Annotated in this window: 19 protein-coding genes; 15 read left to right on the forward strand and 4 right to left on the reverse strand. The window is 35.6% G+C overall.

Features of this window, described 5'->3' with window-relative positions; genetic code table 11:
• Positions 1 to 13: 13 nt before the first annotated feature.
• The 7 genes from A3GM_RS0102810 to A3GM_RS0102840 are packed head-to-tail and all read left to right on the forward strand — an operon-like array spanning position 14 to position 8008.
• Positions 14 to 1474, forward strand: coding sequence for a THUMP domain-containing class I SAM-dependent RNA methyltransferase (locus A3GM_RS0102810; RefSeq protein WP_018361870.1), 1461 nt, complete (start codon positions 14 to 16; stop codon positions 1472 to 1474).
• A 10-nt stretch (positions 1475 to 1484) separates the two neighbouring features.
• Positions 1485 to 3695, forward strand: a complete 2211-nt coding sequence (locus A3GM_RS0102815; RefSeq protein ID WP_018361871.1) for a S9 family peptidase — start codon at positions 1485 to 1487, stop codon at positions 3693 to 3695.
• 33 nt (positions 3696 to 3728) lie between these two features.
• Positions 3729 to 4997 carry a phosphoribosylamine--glycine ligase gene (gene purD / locus A3GM_RS0102820; protein WP_018361872.1) on the forward strand — a complete coding sequence of 423 codons (1269 nt, stop codon included), beginning with the start codon at positions 3729 to 3731 and terminating at the stop codon, positions 4995 to 4997.
• Between the two features lies 1 nt (position 4998).
• Positions 4999 to 5928: a hypothetical protein gene (locus A3GM_RS0102825; RefSeq protein ID WP_018361873.1), complete on the forward strand. Its 930-nt coding sequence runs from the start codon at positions 4999 to 5001 to the stop codon at positions 5926 to 5928.
• A complete protein-coding gene (locus A3GM_RS0102830; protein WP_018361874.1) occupies positions 5916 to 6368 on the forward strand; it encodes a YqaA family protein in 453 nt (150 codons plus the stop codon). Before A3GM_RS0102825 ends, A3GM_RS0102830 begins: the two co-directional genes overlap by 13 nt.
• A gap of 40 nt (positions 6369 to 6408) precedes the next feature.
• Positions 6409 to 7203 carry a metal ABC transporter solute-binding protein, Zn/Mn family gene (locus A3GM_RS0102835; RefSeq protein ID WP_018361875.1) on the forward strand — a complete coding sequence of 265 codons (795 nt, stop codon included), beginning with the start codon at positions 6409 to 6411 and terminating at the stop codon, positions 7201 to 7203.
• Between the two features lie 49 nt (positions 7204 to 7252).
• On the forward strand, positions 7253 to 8008 hold the full coding sequence (locus A3GM_RS0102840; RefSeq protein WP_018361876.1) for a metal ABC transporter ATP-binding protein: 756 nt from the start codon (positions 7253 to 7255) through the stop codon (positions 8006 to 8008).
• Between the two features lie 186 nt (positions 8009 to 8194).
• Here the strand turns inward: A3GM_RS0102840 and A3GM_RS0102845 are convergent, their stop codons facing one another.
• From A3GM_RS0102845 to A3GM_RS0102860, 4 genes are all read right to left on the reverse strand, one after another.
• Positions 8195 to 8680: a DUF4112 domain-containing protein gene (locus tag A3GM_RS0102845; protein ID WP_018361877.1), complete on the reverse strand. Its 486-nt coding sequence runs from the start codon at positions 8678 to 8680 to the stop codon at positions 8195 to 8197.
• Complete coding sequence (queG, locus tag A3GM_RS0102850) at positions 8646 to 9632, reverse strand: tRNA epoxyqueuosine(34) reductase QueG (RefSeq protein ID WP_018361878.1); 987 nt, start codon at positions 9630 to 9632, stop codon at positions 8646 to 8648. The genes A3GM_RS0102845 and queG overlap by 35 nt, the downstream gene beginning before the upstream one ends.
• Positions 9610 to 10221: a polysaccharide deacetylase family protein gene (locus A3GM_RS0102855; RefSeq protein ID WP_018361879.1), complete on the reverse strand. Its 612-nt coding sequence runs from the start codon at positions 10219 to 10221 to the stop codon at positions 9610 to 9612. The genes queG and A3GM_RS0102855 overlap by 23 nt, the downstream gene beginning before the upstream one ends.
• Positions 10222 to 10491: 270 nt before the next feature.
• A complete protein-coding gene (locus A3GM_RS0102860; RefSeq protein ID WP_018361880.1) occupies positions 10492 to 13878 on the reverse strand; it encodes a glycosyltransferase family 117 protein in 3387 nt (1128 codons plus the stop codon).
• A 716-nt stretch (positions 13879 to 14594) separates the two neighbouring features.
• Here A3GM_RS0102860 and glf point away from each other — a divergent pair.
• The 8 genes from glf (at position 14595) to A3GM_RS10920 (ending at position 22675) form a co-directional block, all read left to right on the forward strand.
• Positions 14595 to 15719, forward strand: coding sequence for a UDP-galactopyranose mutase (gene glf / locus A3GM_RS0102865; protein WP_018361881.1), 1125 nt, complete (start codon positions 14595 to 14597; stop codon positions 15717 to 15719).
• Positions 15720 to 15733: 14 nt separating this feature from the next.
• Positions 15734 to 17173, forward strand: a complete 1440-nt coding sequence (locus tag A3GM_RS0102870) for an oligosaccharide flippase family protein (RefSeq protein ID WP_018361882.1) — start codon at positions 15734 to 15736, stop codon at positions 17171 to 17173.
• Positions 17170 to 18105 (forward strand): LicD family protein, encoded by a 936-nt coding sequence (locus A3GM_RS0102875; protein WP_018361883.1) that lies wholly within the window; start codon positions 17170 to 17172, stop codon positions 18103 to 18105. The genes A3GM_RS0102870 and A3GM_RS0102875 overlap by 4 nt, the downstream gene beginning before the upstream one ends.
• A complete protein-coding gene (locus A3GM_RS0102880) occupies positions 18092 to 19084 on the forward strand; it encodes a phosphatidylinositol-specific phospholipase C/glycerophosphodiester phosphodiesterase family protein (protein ID WP_018361884.1) in 993 nt (330 codons plus the stop codon). The genes A3GM_RS0102875 and A3GM_RS0102880 overlap by 14 nt, the downstream gene beginning before the upstream one ends.
• A gap of 5 nt (positions 19085 to 19089) precedes the next feature.
• A complete protein-coding gene (locus tag A3GM_RS0102885; protein WP_018361885.1) occupies positions 19090 to 19530 on the forward strand; it encodes an FAD synthase family protein in 441 nt (146 codons plus the stop codon).
• Positions 19527 to 20528 (forward strand): glycosyltransferase family 2 protein, encoded by a 1002-nt coding sequence (locus tag A3GM_RS0102890; protein ID WP_018361886.1) that lies wholly within the window; start codon positions 19527 to 19529, stop codon positions 20526 to 20528. Before A3GM_RS0102885 ends, A3GM_RS0102890 begins: the two co-directional genes overlap by 4 nt.
• Before the next feature lie 72 nt (positions 20529 to 20600).
• Positions 20601 to 21578 (forward strand): glycosyltransferase family 2 protein, encoded by a 978-nt coding sequence (locus A3GM_RS10915; RefSeq protein ID WP_018361887.1) that lies wholly within the window; start codon positions 20601 to 20603, stop codon positions 21576 to 21578.
• 38 nt (positions 21579 to 21616) lie between these two features.
• Complete coding sequence (locus A3GM_RS10920) at positions 21617 to 22675, forward strand: EpsG family protein (RefSeq protein ID WP_018361888.1); 1059 nt, start codon at positions 21617 to 21619, stop codon at positions 22673 to 22675.
• Positions 22676 to 22702: the final 27 nt, after the last annotated feature.

The raw sequence follows: 22702 nt of genomic DNA on the forward strand, positions 1-22702 counted from the left end.
AAGAAAGACGAATATGGAATTTGAACTCATCGCCAAAACCTTTATGGGATTGGAACAAGTATTGGCACAAGAACTCACTCAATTAGGCGCAAACAACATCACCATAGGCAGGAGAATGGTTGCCTTTACGGGAGATAAAGGACTGATGTATCGTGCAAATTTCCAACTACATACAGCCATCAGAATATTAAAACCCATCAAACATTTCAAGGCAAACTCTGCAGATGACGTGTATGAAGAAATCAAAAAAATAGACTGGAGCCAATATATTGAGAAAGGAAAGACCTTCTCTGTTGATTCTGTTGTATATTCTGAAGAATTTAGAAACTCTCGTTTTGTGACCTATAAGGTTAAAGATGCCATCGTAGACCAATTCAGAGAGAGCACAGGAACACGTCCAAACATTTCGATTTCGAATCCCGACATTCGTTTAAATATCCACATTGCTGACGACAAAGCTACTCTTTCACTCGACTCAAGTGGTGAAAGTCTTCACCGAAGAGGTTACCGCCAAGAAACAACCGAAGCCCCATTAAATGAGGTTTTGGCCGCAGGTATGATCCTAATGAGCGGTTGGAAGGGCGAAACAGACTTCATTGACCCTATGTGTGGCTCTGGAACTCTGCTCATTGAGGCTGCTCTTATCGCAAGAAACATCAACCCTGGTGTGTTTAGAAAGGAGTTTGCGTTTGAGCGTTGGAATGATTTTGATAAAGAACTATTCGACAATATTTATAATGATGATAGCCAAGAGCGTGATTTTGAACATCATATTTATGGCTACGATATCGACATTAAGGCTGTAAACACAGCTCGCTTAAATGCAAGAGCAGCTGGACTTACAAAGGATATCACTATCGAAGAGGCTGACTTCAAGAACTTTAAGCAGCCCGAAAATCCTGCTATTCTTATCACTAACCCACCTTATGGTGAACGTATCTCAACACCAAACCTTCTCGGAACCTATAAGATGATTGGCGAAAGACTTAAACATCAATTTGTTGGTAACGATGCTTGGATATTGAGTTATCGTGAAGAATGTTTTGAACAAATAGGACTTAAACCCTCTATTAAGATACCTGTATTTAATGGTTCACTAGAATGTGAATTCAGAAAGTATGCCCTTTTCGGAGGAAGAATGAAAGATTTTAGAGAAGAAGGTGGAATTGTAAAAACTGAAAGTGAAAAGAAACAGATGGCTGAAAAACATCGTTTCAAGAAAAATAGAGAGTTTAAAAAGAAGATAGAAGAAGAGGAAGAGAACGAAGTTTCAGACATTCGATCATTTAAATTCCATTCTCTTGAGCGCAAAAAGCCCTCATCTTTCCGTGATAAAGACGACGATGAACGCCGTGAAAGACGTGGACACAGATTCTCTAAAACCGATAAATCTGGTAATAGAAAAGATCGTCAAGAACAACGTCGCAAGATGTTTGGCTCGTCAAAGCGTGGCAATAAACCTACAACAAAATAAAACCTAAACTATGATGCTTAAAGGAAAAATCTTGAAATCACTGCTCATTGCAGCATTAACGTGCTTTAGTTGGCAAACATCTATGGGACAAAAGACATTTACATTGGAAGACCTTAATTACGGAGGAACGAACTTTTACAACATGAGAGTTCAAACTCGCTATACTAATTGGTGGGGAGATGAACTCATTAAAGGTGATGTTGAAGCTTGTTACCTTGTTAATAAACAAACAGGGAAAGAGCAAGTATTGTTCGAATTGAAAGATGTTAATGCCCTATTAGATAGCGACAAAAGCCATCAAGTACACCATTTGATGAGCTGTACTTTTCCTTATAGCAACAAAACTCTTGCATATATCGTAACAGGTAAGCAACATCTGCTCTATGATTGGACAAAGAAAAAGATTGAATGGATTCAAAATAAAGAAACAACCGATGTACAATCGTGGAACGCCCAGTCTCTTTCTACAGCCTATATCCTTAACAATAACCTTTTTGTTAGCGATAAAAAAGGCAATAAAACTCAATTAACTACCGACGGAAGTAGTGATATTGTATATGGAAAAGCAGTGCACAGAGACGAATTTGGAATATATAAAGGTTTGTTTTGGAGTAATGATGGAGAGCAATTGGCATTCTATCGTATGGACCAAAGTATGGTAGAAACCTACCCACAAGTAAATGTTTTCACCCCAATAGCAACTCTTGAGCCCGACAAATATCCAATGGCTGGTCGCACAAGTCATAAGGTTACGGTTGGGATATATAACGCATCAACAGGCAAAACAATATATCTTGCAGTAGGAGATCCTACAAATCGCTACTTCACCAACATACAATGGAGTCCCGATAACAAGATTCTTTATCTCATTGAGTTGAACAGAAAGCAAACAAAAATGCAGTTAGATGCTTATGATGCTGCAACTGGTAAGAAGATAAAGACACTCTATACCGAAGAAAGTAACAAGTATGTACACCCTGTAACACCTATCACTTTCCTTCCATGGAATAAGAATCAATTCATTCTTCAAAGTGAAAAAGACGGCTATAACCACCTCTATTTATTCAATACTAATGGTGAATTACAACGCCAAATCACTTCAGGTAAGTGGGTAGTGCTAGACCTTATGGGCTTTAACAGCAGTAAAAAATATGCTTATATCCTATCAACTGAATGCAATCCAATACAAAATAACATCTTTGCAGTGGATATAGCAAGTGGCAAACGCACTCTTCTCGATAACGGAAAGGGTTGTCATGCTAACACGTACGGTGAGAATAACAAACATCGTTTGGCTGTATCTGAGTCTGGAAAGTGGATTATTGATAATTATAGTGAACCACAAGTGCCTCGCAATATCAATATCATCAACACCGAAAACAAAAAGACTTTAACTTGGTTTACAGCTCCAAACCCTTGGAAAGGCTACACTGTTCCTGAGTTTACTAGCGGTAGCATCAAGGCTGCAGATAACCAAACGGACCTTTATTACAGAATGGTTAAGCCTACAAACTTCGACCCTAACAAGAAATATCCAACGATAATATATGTTTATGGCGGTCCTGGTGTACGCAATGTAGAGGCTCGTTGGAACTATAGTAGCAGGGGTTGGGAAACCTATATGGCACAAAAAGGATACTTGTTGTTTATCTTAGACAACAGAGGTTCAAGCGATAGAGGACTCGAATTCGAACAAGCTACTTTCCATAAGCTTGGAGTTGAAGAGATGAAAGACCAAATGAAGGGTGTCGACTTCTTAACCTCTCTCCCCTATGTAGATAAGAATCGCATTGGAATTCACGGCTGGAGCTTTGGCGGTTTCATGACAACTAACCTCATAACTACCTACCCTGAGGTGTTTAAAGTAGGCGTTGCAGGTGGTCCAGTCATTAATTGGGAGTGGTATGAAGTGATGTATGGCGAGCGTTATATGGGCACTCCACAAGACAATAAGGAAGGTTATAACAACAGCAACCTATTGAATAAGGCTAAAAACCTTAAAGGTAAGCTTCAGATAATCATTGGTATGAACGACCCTGTTGTGGTTCCTCAACATGCAGAAAACTTCTTAAAGAGCTGTATTGACGCAGGAACTCAACCCGACTTCTTCATCTATCCAGGTGAAGGACATAACATGAGAGGTCATTCAAGCGTACATCTTCACGAGAGAATTACCCAATATTTTGAAGATTATCTCAAGCCTTTAAAAGCCAAAGAATAGTAAACAACGAATAAATAATATATTGATCAGCATATGAAAATATTACTTTTAGGAAGCGGTGGACGTGAACATGCCTTAGCATGGAAGATTGCACAAAGTCCAAAAGTAGAACAATTGTTCATTGCTCCAGGCAATCCTGGAACTCAAAATGTAGGAACTAACGTTGCAATAGGCGTAAACGACTTCGATAAGATCAAAGCTTTCGCTCTCGAAAAGCAGATCGATATGATTGTAGTGGGACCTGAAGATCCACTCGTAAAGGGCATTTATGACATCTTTAAAAACGACCCTTCAACAAGTCATATCGCTATTGTTGGACCTTCAAAAGAAGGTGCTCAGCTCGAAGGTAGCAAAGATTTTGCTAAAGCTTTCATGCAACGTCACAACATACCAACAGCTCGTTACAAAACAGTTACAGCCGAAACACTTAACGAAGGTATTGCTTTCTTAGAGTCATTAAAGGCTCCTTATGTTCTTAAAGCTGACGGATTGTGCGCAGGAAAAGGTGTTTTAATCCTTCCAACACTTGAAGAAGCCAAGAAAGAACTACAAGAAATGCTTGGCGGAATGTTTGGAAATGCCTCTGCCACCGTTGTTATTGAAGAGTTCTTAAGCGGTATTGAATGTTCTGTTTTTGTGCTTACAGATGGCAAGAACTATAAGATTCTTCCCGAAGCAAAAGACTATAAGCGTATTGGAGAAGGCGACACAGGCTTAAATACAGGTGGAATGGGTAGCGTAACTCCTGTGCCTTTTGCAACAAAAGAATGGATGCAGAAAGTTGACGAGCGCATTATTAAGCCTACAATAGAAGGACTTGCGAGCGAAAATATCACCTATAAAGGATTCATTTTCTTTGGTCTTATCAATGTAGAGGGCAACCCTATGGTGATAGAATATAACTGTAGAATGGGTGATCCCGAAACTGAAAGCGTGATGTTGCGCATTAAGAGCGACCTTGTTGATTTGCTCGAAGGTGTTGCAAACGAAAATATTGAAACCAAAGAGATTGTTTTCGACGAGCGTTCTGCAGTGTGCGTAATGCTTGTTAGTGGCGGTTATCCTGGCAATTATGATAAAGGATTCGTTATCAATAACATTGAAAAGGTGGAAGATAGCGTTGTTTTCCATGCAGGAACTACCACAAACAACAACGAAATTGTTACCAGTGGAGGACGTGTTATTGCTGTTTCTTCATACGGACAAGATAAGAACGAAGCTTTAAACAAGAGCTTTAAGGCTGCCAATACCATTACTTTTGAAGGCAAATACTTTAGAAGTGACATAGGAAAAGACTTATAGAATGGCAATAAGAAGATTACAAAACAAAATTGCAAACAACCGATTGTCGTTATTGTTCACGGCTCTTTATGCCCTCGCAATAACGCTTCCAACAGCCATAACAACAGGAACGATATGGGTGCAGCTAGCCATTATAGCTGCATCTACCTTGTTAATGGTTGAGCTCAACAATGCTTATGCTTTGATAAGAGAGTTTAGTAGGATGGTGTCGTGCAGCTTTTTGATACTCACCATTGCTCACTTTCAACTCATCTACTCTTTAGAAGGAAGCATTGTGCAAATTTGTTTTATCTTCTTTTACCTCTTTCTCTTCCGTTCCTATCAAAATAAAAGATCGCCTGGGTGGGTCTTTTATGCCTTTATGTCATTGGGAATAGCAGGAATATTCTTTCCACAAATCGTATTTTTAGTACCTCTTTTGTGGATAATCCTTTTCTCTAAAGTACTTGCAGGCAGTATAAAAACACTCACAGCATCAATATTAGGCTACCTAACTCCTTATTGGATTATAGGCGGTTACTTGGTTTATAAAGACGAGTTATCGGTTGGCTACGATTATATTGCACAGCTAACACAATTCGAACCCATCTGCATTTATAATCAGATAGAGTTTAAAGCCTATCTATTCTTTGGATTCTTAATGCTTTTAACCTTAGTAGGAACCATTCATTTCCTACGCAACAGCTTCCTCGACAAAATCAAAACACGAATGATTTACGAAGCATTGATGGTTATAAACATTGGTTGTATTGTGTTTCTTATACTGCAACCACAGCATTATTCATTCCTCATTCGACTCATTATCGTTAATACATCGCCTTTTATTGGGCATTTTATCACACTCACTCGCACTCGTTTAACCAATATAACATTTATTGTTTTCACTCTCAGTGCAGTGGCATTAACTCTTTATACTTTATGGATGCCATAACAGATCTTCTCGTAAACTATGGTTATTGGGGCATGCTTCTTTCAGCTTTTCTTGCTGGAAGCTTCCTACCTTTTAGTAGTGAAGCCGTTATGGTGGCTCTTCTTGCAGCTAAGTTAGACTCTTGGCAGCTCATCATCTACGCAACAATCGGAAACGTCTTAGGTGGAATGTTTAACTATTGGTTAGGCACTTTCGGTAGAATAGACTGGATTGAGAAGTATTTACACGTTAAAGAAGAGAAGCTTAAACGCACCCAACGCTTTATGGAAGGACGTGGAGCATGGATGGGTTTCTTTGCATTTGTACCCATTGTTGGTAGCGCAATTACCATTGTTTTAGGCTTAACACGTGCCAATATACCCATTTCTGTAACCTCAATAACAGTAGGAAAGTTCCTACGTTATGTACTTTTAGTTTATGGTGCAAGCCTATTTTTTTAAGAATATGAAAAGAACTTTCTTTTATTTACTGATATGTTTAATGGCTTTTTCTGCCTGCAAACAAAACAAAACACAAGACTCTTCGCTCGTATTTGTAACCATCGAGCCTTTAAAATACTTCGCTAATGAAATAGGTGGAGATAAGTTTAAGGTAGAAACAATGGTTCCCAAAGGCGGAAATCCTGAGACTTACGAACCTACAGCGAAGCAAATGATGCGTCTTTCGCAATGTCCTATCTTTATTAAGGTGGGCAATATTGGTTTTGAAAGAACATGGAACGAACGACTACATCAAAGTGCTCCTAACACAATGTTCATAGATTCATCTGAAGGAATCAGTCCAATTGAATCGTCAGAGCATGTAGACGACCCACACACATGGATGAGTTGCGACAATGCTATCGTTATAGCACGACACATTTGCAATGCTTTTAAACAACAAAAGCCTGCCGACAGCACCTATTTCAATCAGAATTTAAATCGTTTCATTGCCAAGGTCAATCTAACTGATCAAGCAATTAAGGGAATGTTGTATAAGAGTAACACCAAAGCATTTTTGATATACCACCCCACCCTCACCTATTTTGCGCACAACTATCAGCTCATTCAAATTCCAGTTGAGGAGGAAGGACGTGAGCCAAGCGCAGCACAATTAAAGCAAACGATTGTCTTTGCCAAGAAGAACAACACAAAGATTATGTTTGTTCAGAAAGAGTTTGCCAACAGAAACACTCAAGTTGTGGCTGAGGGAGCAGGCGTTAAACAAGTGGATATCAACCCACTGAGCTATCAATGGCACGACGAAATGATGAAGATTGCAAAGGCTTTACAATAGAATTTCCTTGCAAACGAAGATTTCTCACAACATAAGAAAGGGAGAACAGATGACACCTATCATTGAAATAAAAGATTTATCGGCTGGTTATAACGGCAAGACTATCATCGAAAACATATCGCTCACTGTTTTTGAGAACGACTTTTTGGGTATTATTGGACCCAATGGAGGCGGAAAGACAACACTTCTTCGCACCATTCTTGGTCTACTAAAACCCTATAAAGGCACCATATCATTTTTCGACAATGGCGTTCCTTGCGATAACATTGCAATAGGTTATCTTCCTCAATATAGTAAGATAGATAAAGAATTCCCTATCTCTGTGTACGAAGTGGTGCTCTCTGGACTTAGTAAGAACAAACCTCTTTTTAGATCATACACTAAAGGACAACACGAACAAGTGAAGCAAACGCTTGAAGAAATGCAGCTAATGCCTTTCGCACAACGCCCTATTGAAGCTTTAAGCGGAGGTCAGTTGCAACGTGTTCTACTTGCCCGTGCCATTGTTTCAAAGCCTAAATTACTGGTATTAGACGAGCCAAACACTTACATAGACCGACGTTTTCAAGACCAAATGTATGAGATGTTGAACAATATCAATAAGCATTGTTCCATCGTTATGACTAACCACGACATTGGAACGATTCTACAAAATGTCAAAAATATCGCTTGCATGAACAAGCACTTACACTACCATTCTAACACTGAAGTACCCGAAGAATGGATTGAAGAACACTTTGGTTGCCCAATAGAAATGGTTGCTCATGGAGATATCCCACACCGAGTACTTAAAAACCACAAATAAGTTTCGGAACAAAAGCAGTGATATTGCAACCTAATAGCAATGTTATTATAAAGCAAAAGCAATGTTTTTAGCCTCTAAAAACATTGCTTTTATATTTACATATCAATATGTCTTCGTTTTAAAGTCTTTCTACGACTCTCCTATTTAAATAAAAAAGAGAGATATTGTAACTTACTTATTTTATCTTTACATTCCACTCAAAAGAAACGAAAGTAGCCATGCTGTGAGTTTAAAGACCACCATTAACAGAGCTGCAATTGCTACAATGAGTGCCAATATGGTTAAAGCTGCTTTCCAGGCTTCACGTTTCACCTTACTAATGATAAAGGCATCGTTATTTATAAAGCCATCAATAAGTATCATATTCCGCTTATTCGACTGATGAAGGAAGTCAATTACATCTCCAATAAAGAAGGGCAAAAGTCCTAAGAAGATATCACGCAAAGCGTTATTTATGATGGCAAGCGTCAAAGGAAAAGAGCGCAATTTTACTGAACTGAAGTATATGTGCACGCAAGAGAACATGGCTGCCACCACATCTCCAATTCCATAAGGTAAAAAACCTATCACTCCATCTAAATAATACTTATCGAGTACTACCGATATTCTTTTCATTAAAAGATAAAGAGAACTGCTTTTAAGGCGTTCTTTCCTCATTTCTGCACTGTTCATATTGCTCTATTGTTTTGATGTTTCGCATTAAACCTGAATATTTTGCACGTTTAACGGCACTTCCTTTAAATAACTTTTGATATTGTTCTATCGTTAAATTGCTCCAACTCTCTTTGGTCATTGTCAACAATTCTGCTTTAGGATAAAATTCTTCTATTGTTGTTGGCGTGCTTTTTCTATTCCATGGACACACTCGCAGACAGATATCACACCCATAGATATTGTTAGAAAGCTTAGAGGCAACCTCTGTTGAGATATCATTTCGATTTTCTATGGTTTGATAAGAGATGCAAAGAGCAGCATCCATTTCAGTATTTTCCTTGATAGCTTTAGTGGGACAAGCGTCTAAACACAATCGACATCGTCCACATTTGCTTTCCATTGGCTCGTCATACTCTAACTCTACATCTAAGAATAGTTCTGCAAGGAAAAACATGCTACCAGCCTTTGGAATGATGAGTTGGCGATTTTTACCAATCCAACCCAAGCCTGCTTTAGCTGCCCAATAACGTTCTAGCACAGGAGCTGTGTCGCAAAAGATTCTAAATCGAGGGTGTTCTGTTTGCAAAATTGGCTCACCTTCGGGCTCTGCAGGAACGAAATGAAGATTAGAAGCCAGCTGACGTAGCTTTGCTTTCACCACATCATGGTAGTCGAGTCCATAGGCATAAGCAGCCAACTGATACTCGTCTTCAGGAATAAAAGAATGAGGCGTGTAATTAATAGCAAACGAAACGATACTTTTTAAGCCTGGCATAAGTAGTCGAGGATCAAGTCGTTTCTCGGTATTGTTGTTCATATACTCCATACCTGCATACTTCTTATCCCCTAACCAACTACGAACATGCTCTTGAGTAGCTTCATCTACTCGTTCAGCTCGTGCTATTCCACAGGCAAAAAAACCAAGACGTTGTGCCTCGGCTTTGATATCATTCGAAAGTTTTAAATTCATATCCTTGTGCCTTCAACCACTTTATAGCTTCGGGTAAAGCATATTTTAATTTCTCAATACTTTTCAAAGAGTCATGAAAAGTAATGATAGAGCCGTTTCGAGCATATCGTTTTACATTGAGAAGAACGTCTTCTGCGGTCATCCATTTTGAATAATCACGAGTTACAAGGTCCCACATCACAATGCGATATTTACGTCCTAACCATGCATATTGGGTTAGTTTCATCCAACCATGTGGTGGTCTGAATAGGTGTGAACGTATATATGCGTTAGCCTTTTCGGTGTTGTAACTATACTCTTTGATCGAATGTCGGAACCCACTTATATGATTATAGGTGTGATTTCCTACCTGATGTCCTTCAGAAATAATTCTATCATACAGCTCTGGGTGCTTTCTTACGTTGTCGCCAACCATAAAGAAAGTAGCCTTAACCCCTTCTTCTTTCAGAATATCGAGTATAAAAGGAGTAGCTTCTGGTATGGGGCCATCGTCAAATGTCAAATAAACTGCATGCTCGTGCTTGTTCATTCGCCATGTTGCACGTGGATAAATCCACCTTAACCATTTTGCTGGCTGTTCTATAAACATATATAATTATTTCTTGCTTTCTTGTTTTAGTACAACTCAAAGAATAAGATTTAGTACTAAAGCATTACGCCCTTTAGGGCAGAATGATGATTGTATCACTTTTAAGATTACACCCATTTATATATAGGCTATCTCATTTCAACATTCACCTTGTATATACTAAAACCTAACTTGTTATTCCTGAGTATAAAAAGGTTGGTGATTCTAACAAGAAGGCTATTCTTTTGAGATACAAAGAACAACAACTTCGTGTTAGAATCATCAACTATATTAATTTGTTGAGTCGCTAACTGCAGTCATATCAGGTGCAGTTGGAGCGCCACCCCACATTTGAGAAGCGTTAGAACCCAATCGCTTTACAGCAATACTACGCATTGAAAGGAGGTCTTTTGCCCATCTTTCGGCAATCTTACCATCAACCATTTCCATTACCTTGTAGGTATCTTCTAAGATAAGGAATTGTGTTGCAATATCGTTTTGTGATAAATAAAGCATGTTATCATTTAGTGATAGATACCAACCAAGATATTGATAAGCATCTTTCCACACTCCATTTAAGTATTCTGTTGCCTTTGCTTTGTTTCCAACAATTGCATAAGCACGACCTAACTCGCTTGCTCCACTGATGTAAGTAAGTGGTACATTGTATGCAGAAATTTCTTTGTCAGCCTTCTCAAGTACCTTTATTGCACGAGCCTTGTCGTTCTCTGCAATTAGATGAGTTGCCAACTGAGCGAACAAACGACGATGAGTGTAACACATACGCATCACTGTTTCGTCGAGGTAAATACCCTTCTTAGATAGTCCGCCATAACGATAACGAGTCATAAGGTTGCGATAAACCTTATCAGTGTCAAAGTTCTTAGCTCCTGGTTTGTTTGTTGTGAAAGGAGTAATGCGATTTGCAAGTCCTTCTGTTACAAAATTATCACCAAGATTCATATAGTTTTCTTGACCCACAGTACTTGCAACATAAACAGGACGAACCCAGTTACTGTTAGCGATAATCTCTAACATCATAAGGTCTCCCTTATACAATGCACGCTTACCTGCAAGCGAAATAACCATCTTATCGGGAATAGAATCGCCTTGAAGCATCATTCCACTGCGACGAACAGCATCTTTATCTACTTTCACATAAAGTGTGTCTGTAGGAATAATTCGCATGTCTTTATCTTTTGAAAGTACCCAATATTTCATGATATTCTTCACTTCAAATGGATCATCTCCAAAGCGTTGACGTGCTTCTTCGGGATGTTCTTTAAAGAATTGAAGTACTTGTGCTTTTGCAGATGGTTGTACTTCGATATATGAATTGGTTCCTTCTACATAATCAAGACGTTTCCAAGAGATTGGAAGAGCTGGTGATTGGTAAGCTGGACGCTTCATTTGATCGATGTACCAATCGGTTTGTAGGTAGCTAAGATTACATACACGAGCATCTGTACGCTTTCCTTCTACTTCTTGATTATACCACAATGGGAAGGTATCGTTATCACCATTAGTGAAGACAATTGGTGCACCTTCGTCTTGAAGAGTCATTAAATAGTTATCACCAAAGTCTCTACAAGTGTATCTTCCACTACGATCGTGGTCGTCCCATGTTTGAGATACCATTTGAATTGGCACCATCAATGCAAGTAAGCTGATGACTGCAGCAACAAGGGTATTATCTTTATTCAACTTACGAGTTAAAAGGTCGTATAGTGCTATAACACCTAATCCGCACCAAATAGCAAATGCATAGAACGAACCTGCATAAGCATAATCTCGTTCACGAACCTGCATTGGAGTTTGGTTGAGGTAAATTACAATAGCTAAACCTGTCATAAAGAAGAGGAAGAATACTACCCAGAACTGACGAATACCACGTTTTCCTTTATAAGCTTGCCAGAATAAACCAATCAAGCCCAATAAAAGTGGAAGACAATAGAATACGTTGTGCCCCTTGTTTTCTTTTAATGTATCAGGGAGTTTACTTTGATCGCCAAGACGCCAGTTATCAAACCAACTGATACCTGTGATCCAGTTGCCATGCTCTAACTCGCCATTTCCTTGTATATCGTTTTGTCTTCCTGCGAAGTTCCACATGAAATAGCGCCAATACATAAAGTTGCACTGGTATGAAATGAAGAATCTTAGATTCTCTAATTGGGTTGGCATCTTCACCATCACACTCTCTCCGCAACGGTCATAAGGTGTTTCTGTGCCTTCTACTCCACCCATCCACGATTCATAAGCATCTGCATGAGATGAACTATACATACGTGGGAAGAGCATATTTTGTGCATATATGTACTTATCTTTGGTACCTGCAACAAAATAAGCATCTTTTTCGTCTTTCGATTCTTTTTCTTTTCTTTGATAAATGGGTGCTCCCTTCTTTACACGAGGAATACACATACCATCTTTTACATCAAGAGCTGGCTGTGACTGATAAGCTTGTCCGTATAATAAAGGACGATCTCCGTATTGCTCACGGCTGAGATAGTTACCTAAAGTGAAGATATCTTCAGGAGAGTTCTGGTCCATTGGAGGGTTAGCAGACGAACGAATAACAATCAGTGCGTATGAAGAATAGCCAATCATAAGCATCAACATACAAAGAAGCATTGTGTTCTTTATGCGCAAAGACACAAATGGAACTCTCTTTTTATCTACTGTTTTGCCATAGTTTAGAGCGAAATAAAGTACAACAAGCACAATGAATCCAATGATTGCTGCACTTATTCCATTGCCATAGAAAGGTATACCAAGCATTCCTACTGATGCAACAAAAAGTAAGTTGGCACGTTTTTCATTCTTACCTTGGTAAGTTTCATAAACTGCCCACACAACTGTTGCGATAAGAAGAATGATATAAATAATTTCACCTGTATTGAAAGGACAATGTAATACGTTTACGAAGAAAAGCTCGAAACAACCTCCAACAGTGATAATTCCAGGTACTACACCATATAACACTCCTGCAACAATAACAAAAGAAGCAAGTAGTGCTACCAAAGAACCTTTCACATCGATTGAAGGGAACTTACGATATGCATATACAAGGACAATTGCTGGAAGGCACAAGAGGTTTAGGAGGTGCACACCAATACTCAATCCTGTCATATACATTATTAATATGAGCCATCTATCGCTATGTGGTTGGTCTGCTTGGTCTTCCCATTTTAGAATCATCCAAAATACGATTGCGGTGAAAGCAGACGAATAAGCATATACTTCTGCCTCAACTGCTGAGAACCAAAAGGTATCACTAAAGGCATAAATAAGCGCACCCACAACCCCTGAAGCCTCAACGGCTATGAACTTAGCGGTGGTGAGTTCTTCCCAAGTATTGATAACTAACTTACGTGCAAGGTGTGTTATCGACCAGAATAGGAACAGAATTGTTGCTGCACTAAACAATGCACTCATCACATTAACCATCTTTGCTACCTGAGAAGGGTCGCTAGTTAGCTGAGTGAATAGGTTAGCTGTAAGCATAAAGAAAGGTGCCCCTGGTGGGTGTCCGACTTCTAATTTATAACCTGTTGTAATGAATTCGGGACAATCCCAAAAGCTTGCTGTGGGTTCAATGGTTGAGCAATACACAAAGGCTGCAATAAAAAATACAACCCAACCCAACGCATTGTCTACTAAACGATATTGTTTCATTTCGCCTTTTAGTTTGTTAATTTAAGCGTTTCTCAAAATTATAATTTCTTGCAAAGTTAGGAAAAAGCAAATATAAAACAAAGTATTACATCGAGTTTTTAAACAAATATATTGGTTTTCACCTTATTTATATGTAAGAGTATGAGCTCGATGTGGGTTGAAAGGGGGAAGAAAAGAGGATATACTATTAAAATTAAATTATGAGAAAAGATATTCTATTACTACTTAAGCCTTAACAAAACGAATATACCAATAACATTATAAATCCTAATTTATATTCTTTTTCTCCAGCCCAAAAGAACAAATATAAAAAACGCCTGATACTGGTTTACAACATCCAACATCCATAAAATAACAAACATCTATAAACATTTAAAGGTTTTATGCTTCACAAATAGAGTCAATTCCTTTGATTATATTATTTTTTTCCGTATATTTGCAAACGAAGAATTACTCAAGAGGTGTCTTCATATTCAAACAAAAGAACCAATAGAACAAAGCTTTAAACTAATGACTAGCACTATATCTGAGTAACAACACTTAGATTTAAATTCTAAGACATATATTCTACTCACTTATGAGTGATATAATCAATTACTTGCTTTCAGATATACGTAACAAAAAGTTAGAAAAAAGAAGAAAAGTAACTAAAAAGATAAGGGTAACATTATCTTCAAAACAAATAAAAAGTAGAAATTTCAATAAGAAGATACTATATGAAATATGATTATTTAATTGTAGGCTCAGGTTTATTTGGTGCAACCTTTGCGTATTTTGCACATAAACAAGGTAAAAAATGTTTAGTTATAGACAAACGTCCACAACTAGGAGGAAATCTGTATTGCGAAGAAAAAGAAGGAATAAATATTCATAAATATGGCGCCCACATATTCCACACACACAGTAAACGAGTATGGGAATTTGTAAATTCATTGGTAGAATTTAATAGGTATACAAATTCTCCTGTTGCAAATTATCTGGGACAATTATACAACTTGCCTTTTAATATGAACACATTTTATCAAATGTGGGGAACTAAAACACCAGAAGAAGCAAGTGCAAAAATTGAAGAACAAAGACAAGAAGCTCTAAAAAAGATAAATGAAGCAGGAATTAAAGAGCCTAGAAATCTAGAAGAACAAGCTCTTCTTCTTATTGGGAAAGATATATACGAGAAACTAATTAAAGGTTATACAGAAAAGCAATGGGGAAGAAAATGCACTGATCTACCTGCATTTATAATAAAACGTCTCCCAGTCCGCTTTGTTTTCGACAACAATTATTTTAATGACAAATATCAAGGAATTCCTGTTGGAGGTTATAATAAACTGATCGATGCTCTATTAGAAGGTGTTGAGACTAAAGTCAATACAGACTATTTCGAAGATAGAGAATATTGGAATAATATTGCTGAAAAAATCGTATTTACAGGGAAAATTGATAAATATTTTGATTATCAATTTGGAAAATTAGAGTATCGTACTGTTAGATTTGAGGAAGAAATCCTTGACGAGGCAAACTATCAAGGCAATGCGGTTGTTAATTATACTGAAAGCAATATTCCTTATACACGAATTATCGAACATAAACATTTTGAGAAGTTCGGTCAAGAGGTTTATGAAACAAATAAGACTGTCATTTCAAAAGAGTATTCAACAGAATGGAAACCAGGCATGGAACCTTATTATCCTGTAAATGATGAGCGTAATACAAAACTATATCAAGAATATAAGAAATTGGCAGATAAAGAAACAAACGTTGTATTTGGAGGTAGACTTGCTGAATACAAGTATTATGATATGGCTCCAATAATTGATCAAGTAATGAAAATGTTTGAATAAAATCAATAATCTTCATGTCTCAACCTACACTCAAAAAGAATTTAATATTGAGTACTGCTTATGAAATACTTAATATTATTACCCCTTTCATTACAGCACCTTATATTGCACGAGTCTTAGGAGCTGATGGAATTGGTATTTATAGTTACACCAATTCCATACAACTATACTTTGCAATGTTTGCAGCTTTAGGCATTATGTCATACGGAAAGAGAGAGATTGCAAGGAATAGAGACAACATGCTTGAGAAAAGTCGTTTGTTTATTGAGTTAGAAATTCTGTTACTCTTTACAACTTCTATAATTCTTCTTGCATGGTGTACATGGATTTTTATAACTCCAACATACAAGATATATTATCTAATTCTATCTTTTTCGTTATTAAATACTATTTTTGACATCTCCTGGTTTTATGCAGGCCTAGAAAGATTTCAATACATTGTTTATAGAAATACTTGTGTAAAAATTATTACTATCATCTTATTATTTACGATGATAAAAGAAGAGAGTGACCTTTGGAAGTATATTCTACTCGTAACAGGTTCCACATTTATAGGCTCTTTATCAATGTGGCTTCCTTTAAAAAGAGAAATAATATGGTTAAAGCCTAAATTAAAAAATATAAAGGTACACTTTAAAGAAACATTAGTATATTTCATTCCTGCAATTGCAACTTCAATATATACAATATTAAATAAAGTTCTTATTGGAGCAATTACATCTAACCCAAGCGAAAATGGTTACTACGAACAAGCCACAAATATTATCAATATGGCAAAGTCAATAACCTTTTCCGCTTTAAATAGTGTATTAACAGCTAGAGTTGCATATCTATTCATGCAAAATAAAATTACAGAAATCAAAGAAAGAATCAAAACGTCTATAGAGTTTATTCTTTTTATGGGCTTTGGATTAACCTTTGGAATGATTGGTATCTCCAAGGTCTTTATTCCAATTTTCCTTGGACCTGGATATGATAAGACCGTAATTTTGTTACAACTTCTCTCTCCTATCATACTCATTATAGGTATAAGTAATTGCCTAGGCTCCCACTATTATACTCCAGCTGGATATAGAGGAAGAAGTTCAAAGTATTTAATTGCAGGTTCTATTGCAAACTTAATTTTCAGTTTTTTGCTTATTCCAAATTTAATGAGTACAGGAGCTGTAATCAGTTCGCTTATTGCTGAATCACTTGTCACTATATTATATTTAAAATATTGTGATGGATTCTTAAGCTTTAAATTCCTTTTAAAGAGTAGTTGGAAAAAGCTACTTGCTGGTGGATTTATGCTTTTTGGAATGTATATAACAATGCAAGTAATTAATAATAGATATATTGCATTAGGACTTATGTTTATGATTGGAGTCATAATATACATAGCTTCCTTATGGATTTTTAAAGACAAGTTTATTAGAGTTATTGCATTAAACCTTATAAAAAAGAAATTATGATAAATTTAAAATTACATATTGACGAGTCATTTTATAAGGAAGAGACAAGGGATGGCTATACTATTTCACCTGAAATGAAAAAGTTATGGGCTGTTGAACTAGATCTTTTAAATGAATTTATGAGCGTCTGTAAAAGAAATAATATTCGCTTTTCGGCTGACGCTGGAACCATTTTGGGAGCTGTTCGACATAAAGGAATGATTCCTTGGGATGATGATATTGATGTTATGATGCTTAGAGAAGATTATGACAAGCTATGTAAAATTGCATCAAAAGAATTTACCTACCCCTATTTCTTTCAAACAGAAGATACTGACAAAGGCTCTTTAAGAGGTCATGCACAACTTAGGAATAGTGCTACTACAGGCATCTTATACGCAGAAAAAGAATACAAATATAAATTTAACCAAGGTATTTTTATTGATATATTTCCTATAGAAAATCTTTCAGAAGACACGAAAGAAGTTGAACAACAGTGCAATCGAATTGCACTGTTAAGGAAGAAATATCTTAAATATGCCAATTGGACAGAAGAAAGATATGTACGCCCTCACAATAAGCTTAAAGCTTTTATAAAGAAAATATACTATATTCTTATGCAACCTTATGTAAGATACATTGAGAATCCTCATAAGATTTATAAGGAGTATGAGAAAGAACTAACAAGATGTAAAGATACAAAGACATCAAAGATTTCAAAACTCGCATTAGGAAAATACGAAAATCGCCGCATATGGAATAGAAAAGATTTAGAAGAAACAATCGAAGTTCCTTTTGAAATGCTAACAATTCCAATTCCTAAAGGCTACAAAAATATACTCGATACATTCTATGGGTCTTGGCAAGAATTTAAAATAGGCACTTCAACTCATGGAGAGATTTTCTTTGATGTAAACAATTCATATCACAAATATATAAATGAAAAAGAATAAATTAAAAATATTTCTTATACTCCTCTTCCTTATTTGCATAGGAGCTATATTCGTTAAGCGAGGTGATCAAATATATGAATATACTCTTAGTCTACGAAAAGACTTTGCAAGACAGAGAGAATATAAAAGAATGCATAATGAAGATGTTGACATATCTTCATTAAAGCCATTAATAGATGAGAAAGATGCATGGTATACAAAATACCATTATATCTGTCATGGTGGTGGAGGTATAGATGGAAAAAGCTATAGCAATTCACTAGAAGGAATGGAATTAGCCTATTCTAAAGGAAACAGAGTGTACGATTCAGATATGACTTTCACTAAAGATGGTGTTTTAATTTTACGACATTCGTGGAATGATAACCTTGAACAGACAAATGTTCCCATGGAGGAATCTAATTCTTTTGTAGATCAAAATGGACATACCCAACATCTTCTTAAAGAAAAAGTAGTTATGTCCTATAAAGATTTTATGAGCAATAAGATATATAAAGAATTTACTCCTATGGATTGTAAAGCAGCCATCAACTTCTTAAATACTCATAAAGATGCATACATCGCTCCAGATATGAAAGATGATCCAGTTCTTTCTTATACCTATCTTGTAGAAGAAGCTAAAAGACAAAATGCAATAGAGACACTAGATAGGATTATTGTCAACATCTATGAATATGCTTTATATGACAAGATCCTTAAAATATATCCGTTTAAAAACGTAACAATAAGGCAACACTATGTCCATCCAAACAATTACAATGAACTAATTGCTTTTTGCATAAAAAACAATATCCACGTTGTAAATGTTTCATCAAAATACGCTTATGATGAAGGAATTAAACGAATTCAATCAAAGGGGATTCGTGTATTCATTGCTGTTGCGGATTATATATCAGACATGAAAGAATATAAAAAACTCGGATTTTCAGGAGCAGTAACAAACTGGTTAACAGAAGATAAGTGGAACTTGATAGAATAATAATAATGGAAAGAACAGAGAAAAAGATTATAGGATATACAACAGGCGTTTTTGATATGTTCCATATTGGGCATCTCAATATCCTAAAAAGAGCAAAAGAACAATGTGATTATCTCATTGTTGGAGTTTCTACTGATGAGGTTGTTGAGGAATATAAGAAAAAGACACCAATAATAAAATTTGAGGAGCGCATCGCAATTGTAGAAGCTATTAAATATGTTGATGAAGTTGTTCCTCAAACAACAATGGATAAAATGGAAGCCTGGAAGCAACTAAAATTCGATGTTATGTTTCATGGCTCAGATTGGAAAGGAAGTGACATGTATAATCACATCATTGAAAAGTTCAATAATGTTGGGGTTAAGGTTATTTTCTTACCTCACACTGAAGGAGTTTCATCTACTTTATTAACAGAAGTTCTTTACGATAAAAAAAATAGCAAATGAAAAAGCTTTTAACTATAATCATCCCTTTATACAATGTTGAGAAATACATTAGAAAGTGTATTGAATCTATCATTGTACCTCAAGAATATTATAATGATTTAGAAGTTATAATAATAAATGATGGAACTCCAGATAACTCTGCAATCATAGCAAAAGAATACGAATCTAAGTATCCAGAATTCATAAAAGTAATTGACAAAGAAAATGGAGGCCATGGATCTACATGGAATTTAGGACTTCAAATGGCACAAGGAAAATATATTCGTTTCCTTGATAGCGACGATTGGTTTGATAAGGAAAACTTTATTACATTCTTAAATAAGCTAAGATCATCTAATAGTGATCTCATATTTACCAATGCAGTACATTTAAATATAAAAGATTTAAGCGTAATACAAAACATAGATTTCTCACATACCTTAAAAGAAGACACAGAATATGATGCAGAAACAATTGTATGGAATGAGATTAGAGGAAGCGAATCACTAACAAATTTCCATACTTGTACATATAAAACAGAATTATTCAAACCTCTACTACCTCTTTTTTTAGAGAAGCAATCATACGATGATGCGATTCTATTCATCGCCCCTGTTATTGTTTGCAAAACAATTAGCTTTTTTGATCTTTTGATATATAACTATATCTTAGGATATAACAATCAAAGTATGTCTAAAGAGAATCTCAAAAAGAACTATCCTCACTTCGAAAACTTGATTAAGTCTCAAAATAAAATGGTCAAAAAATATGAGCATACTTTATCTAAAACAAAGAAAGAAAAAGTTCATCAAGTACTAAGTACTATGATTATGCAACATTTCGAGCGTCTTTCTTTTCTCCCTTATGATGAAGCTAAAAGTCAATTAAAAGAATGGACAAAGTATCTTAATACTCAAGTTGGTCAATATAAGCAATCAAAGAAGATGAAACTTTATAATTGTCTTCCATTTGCTCTATATAAAGGAATAATAGATATAACAAGCGCTATAAAAGCATAAGTTAAATAAATTATACTCACAATAAAAGATGTATTTATCTTTAAGAAGATATATACCCTCATAACATTATTTATGTCTGTTGCAATATCAATCATCGTACCAATTTACAAGGTCGAAAAAACACTAAGAAGGGCTTTAGATAGCATCTTAGCACAAACCTTCACAAACTACGAATTAATTCTAGTTAATGATGGTTCACCCGATAATTGTCCTGCAATCTGCGAAGAATATGCAGCAAAAGACCCACGCATAAAACTAATCAATAAAGAAAATGGCGGATTAAGTTCTGCACGTAATGCAGGATTAGCTATCGCAGAAGGCGAATATACCATTTTTATCGATTCCGATGATTATGTTGATGCAGAGGGATTAGACAAATTATATGCCACTGCTATAAATGAGAATGCAGACATAACTATTTGCGATTTATACCAAGAAGACGAGTATTCACGTAAATATTTACAACAAAAGCCAACTTCTCTAGAGCCTACACAGATGCTAAAAGATCTATTCCACCACATTGGGGGCTTTACAGTTAATAAGCTTATTCGTCGCTCTTTATATACAGAATTAGGCATTAGTTACCCCAATAACATTTATGGTTGCGAAGATCAGTATGTTATGGCTCAGTTCTTTAAGCACGATTTAAAAATAGCTTATTGTCCTGTTGCATTCTATCATTATATGTATAACGGCAATTCCTTAAGCCGACATTACGATAATAAGACTTATGACATGGACAAAGAGATTCTTACTATGTTCACAACTTTGTTAAAAGACTCTCCCGCTTTGCGGGATGCTTACAATTGCTTATACAGATCAATTTTTACAAGAGCATTTTGGTTAGGAGGGCAATACTTTACGTCTAAGGAATTCAAGCAAGAGTTTAGTAGTTACAAAGCAATTATACCTCAACTCAATGAGCCTCCTATCGTAAAAAAACTAATGTTTCTTGCATGCAATGGACATTATCGATTTGCTCATAAAACACTCAGGATGCTATTTTACGGCAAACGATTTTATAAAAGAATAAAGGCATCTATTTCATAATAGAAAGATTTCATTTAGAACATATAAAAACAAATAAAATGATATATTTATCCATTTTTATACAACAAATACTCTTTTATCTAGATCTGCTCATTCAAAAGAAAAGTAATAAAAAATTAATACTCATAATTTCATTAATTATAATTACACTCCTTATTGCATTAAGACAGAACTTCCCTGATCAAGGGGCTTACGAAGATGCGTTTATTGTATCTCCCCCCATAACATCTTTCTCTATAGAAAATATTGAGATTGGATATGCGGAAACAGGATATTTATTTCTTGCATCTATTGTAAAAGCAATTATGAACAATGTCACATTCTATCTTTTCATGATGGGTGCGTTATCTATGTTTCTATTATATAAATCACTTAACACCTATTGCATTCTACCGCTAATAGGTCTAGCAAATTATGTTGGTCGTTTCCTTATCAATCGTGATTTTATTCAAATGAGATCATCCTTAGCCATTCTTTTAATCATATTTGCATCAAAATACTTATTAAAAAAACAATATATAAAATACTTATTAGTAATTTTACTTGCATACCAATTCCACCACTTGGCATTTATTGCTATTCCATTTATCTTTATATATAGATATCAACCCTCAAATAAAATAATAATTATAAGCTTAATTATTGCAGCTGTCCTATCTCAATTTGCAATGCAATCTATATCATCAATTGTTGAATCGTGGAGCCAAGACTTGAATTATGAAGTTTATACACAACAAGATTATGTAGCTAGTGCTTTAGGTCTTAAGAATCCAATGATTTATTGGCAAGTCTTTATTCTTGGACTTTTTATTTTAAAAGAAAAAGAAATTTCACAGCAAACCCCATATTACCATTTTTTTAAAAGTGGATATTTTTATTCTACTCTTATTCTAATTCTTTTCTGTAATTACACAGCTCTATCAGGTAGAACATCAACTTTGTTTGCAACATTTGAGATTTTTATAATACCTCTCATTATAAATAACAGTAAAAACATAAGCAAAAATCTTTTATCTCTTTTCTTTGCGATAATGTTTAGTTATTTCCTCTATGCCAAATATACAGAAACCATGCAAAGAATTCTATTAGAAATATAATAAAGCCAATCAACATTAAAACATAAA

The organism is Hoylesella nanceiensis DSM 19126 = JCM 15639 (genome assembly GCF_000379965.1).
Classification (GTDB): Bacteria; Bacteroidota; Bacteroidia; order Bacteroidales; family Bacteroidaceae; genus Prevotella; species Prevotella nanceiensis.

What these genes read in the sequence shown, in the direction of transcription:
- A3GM_RS0102810 (WP_018361870.1), top strand. Translation starts at nt 14, where the DNA reads ATGGAATTTGAACTCATCGCCAAAACCTTTATGGGATTGGAACAAGTA.
- A3GM_RS0102815 (WP_018361871.1), top strand. Translation starts at nt 1,485, where the DNA reads ATGATGCTTAAAGGAAAAATCTTGAAATCACTGCTCATTGCAGCATTA.
- purD (WP_018361872.1), top strand. Translation starts at nt 3,729, where the DNA reads ATGAAAATATTACTTTTAGGAAGCGGTGGACGTGAACATGCCTTAGCA.
- A3GM_RS0102825 (WP_018361873.1), top strand. Translation starts at nt 4,999, where the DNA reads ATGGCAATAAGAAGATTACAAAACAAAATTGCAAACAACCGATTGTCG.
- A3GM_RS0102830 (WP_018361874.1), top strand. Translation starts at nt 5,916, where the DNA reads ATGGATGCCATAACAGATCTTCTCGTAAACTATGGTTATTGGGGCATG.
- A3GM_RS0102835 (WP_018361875.1), top strand. Translation starts at nt 6,409, where the DNA reads ATGGCTTTTTCTGCCTGCAAACAAAACAAAACACAAGACTCTTCGCTC.
- A3GM_RS0102840 (WP_018361876.1), top strand. Translation starts at nt 7,253, where the DNA reads ATGACACCTATCATTGAAATAAAAGATTTATCGGCTGGTTATAACGGC.
- A3GM_RS0102845 (WP_018361877.1), bottom strand. Translation starts at nt 8,680, where the DNA reads ATGAACAGTGCAGAAATGAGGAAAGAACGCCTTAAAAGCAGTTCTCTT.
- queG (WP_018361878.1), bottom strand. Translation starts at nt 9,632, where the DNA reads ATGAATTTAAAACTTTCGAATGATATCAAAGCCGAGGCACAACGTCTT.
- A3GM_RS0102855 (WP_018361879.1), bottom strand. Translation starts at nt 10,221, where the DNA reads ATGTTTATAGAACAGCCAGCAAAATGGTTAAGGTGGATTTATCCACGT.
- A3GM_RS0102860 (WP_018361880.1), bottom strand. Translation starts at nt 13,878, where the DNA reads ATGAAACAATATCGTTTAGTAGACAATGCGTTGGGTTGGGTTGTATTT.
- glf (WP_018361881.1), top strand. Translation starts at nt 14,595, where the DNA reads ATGAAATATGATTATTTAATTGTAGGCTCAGGTTTATTTGGTGCAACC.
- A3GM_RS0102870 (WP_018361882.1), top strand. Translation starts at nt 15,734, where the DNA reads ATGTCTCAACCTACACTCAAAAAGAATTTAATATTGAGTACTGCTTAT.
- A3GM_RS0102875 (WP_018361883.1), top strand. Translation starts at nt 17,170, where the DNA reads ATGATAAATTTAAAATTACATATTGACGAGTCATTTTATAAGGAAGAG.
- A3GM_RS0102880 (WP_018361884.1), top strand. Translation starts at nt 18,092, where the DNA reads ATGAAAAAGAATAAATTAAAAATATTTCTTATACTCCTCTTCCTTATT.
- A3GM_RS0102885 (WP_018361885.1), top strand. Translation starts at nt 19,090, where the DNA reads ATGGAAAGAACAGAGAAAAAGATTATAGGATATACAACAGGCGTTTTT.
- A3GM_RS0102890 (WP_018361886.1), top strand. Translation starts at nt 19,527, where the DNA reads ATGAAAAAGCTTTTAACTATAATCATCCCTTTATACAATGTTGAGAAA.
- A3GM_RS10915 (WP_018361887.1), top strand. Translation starts at nt 20,601, where the DNA reads ATGTCTGTTGCAATATCAATCATCGTACCAATTTACAAGGTCGAAAAA.
- A3GM_RS10920 (WP_018361888.1), top strand. Translation starts at nt 21,617, where the DNA reads ATGATATATTTATCCATTTTTATACAACAAATACTCTTTTATCTAGAT.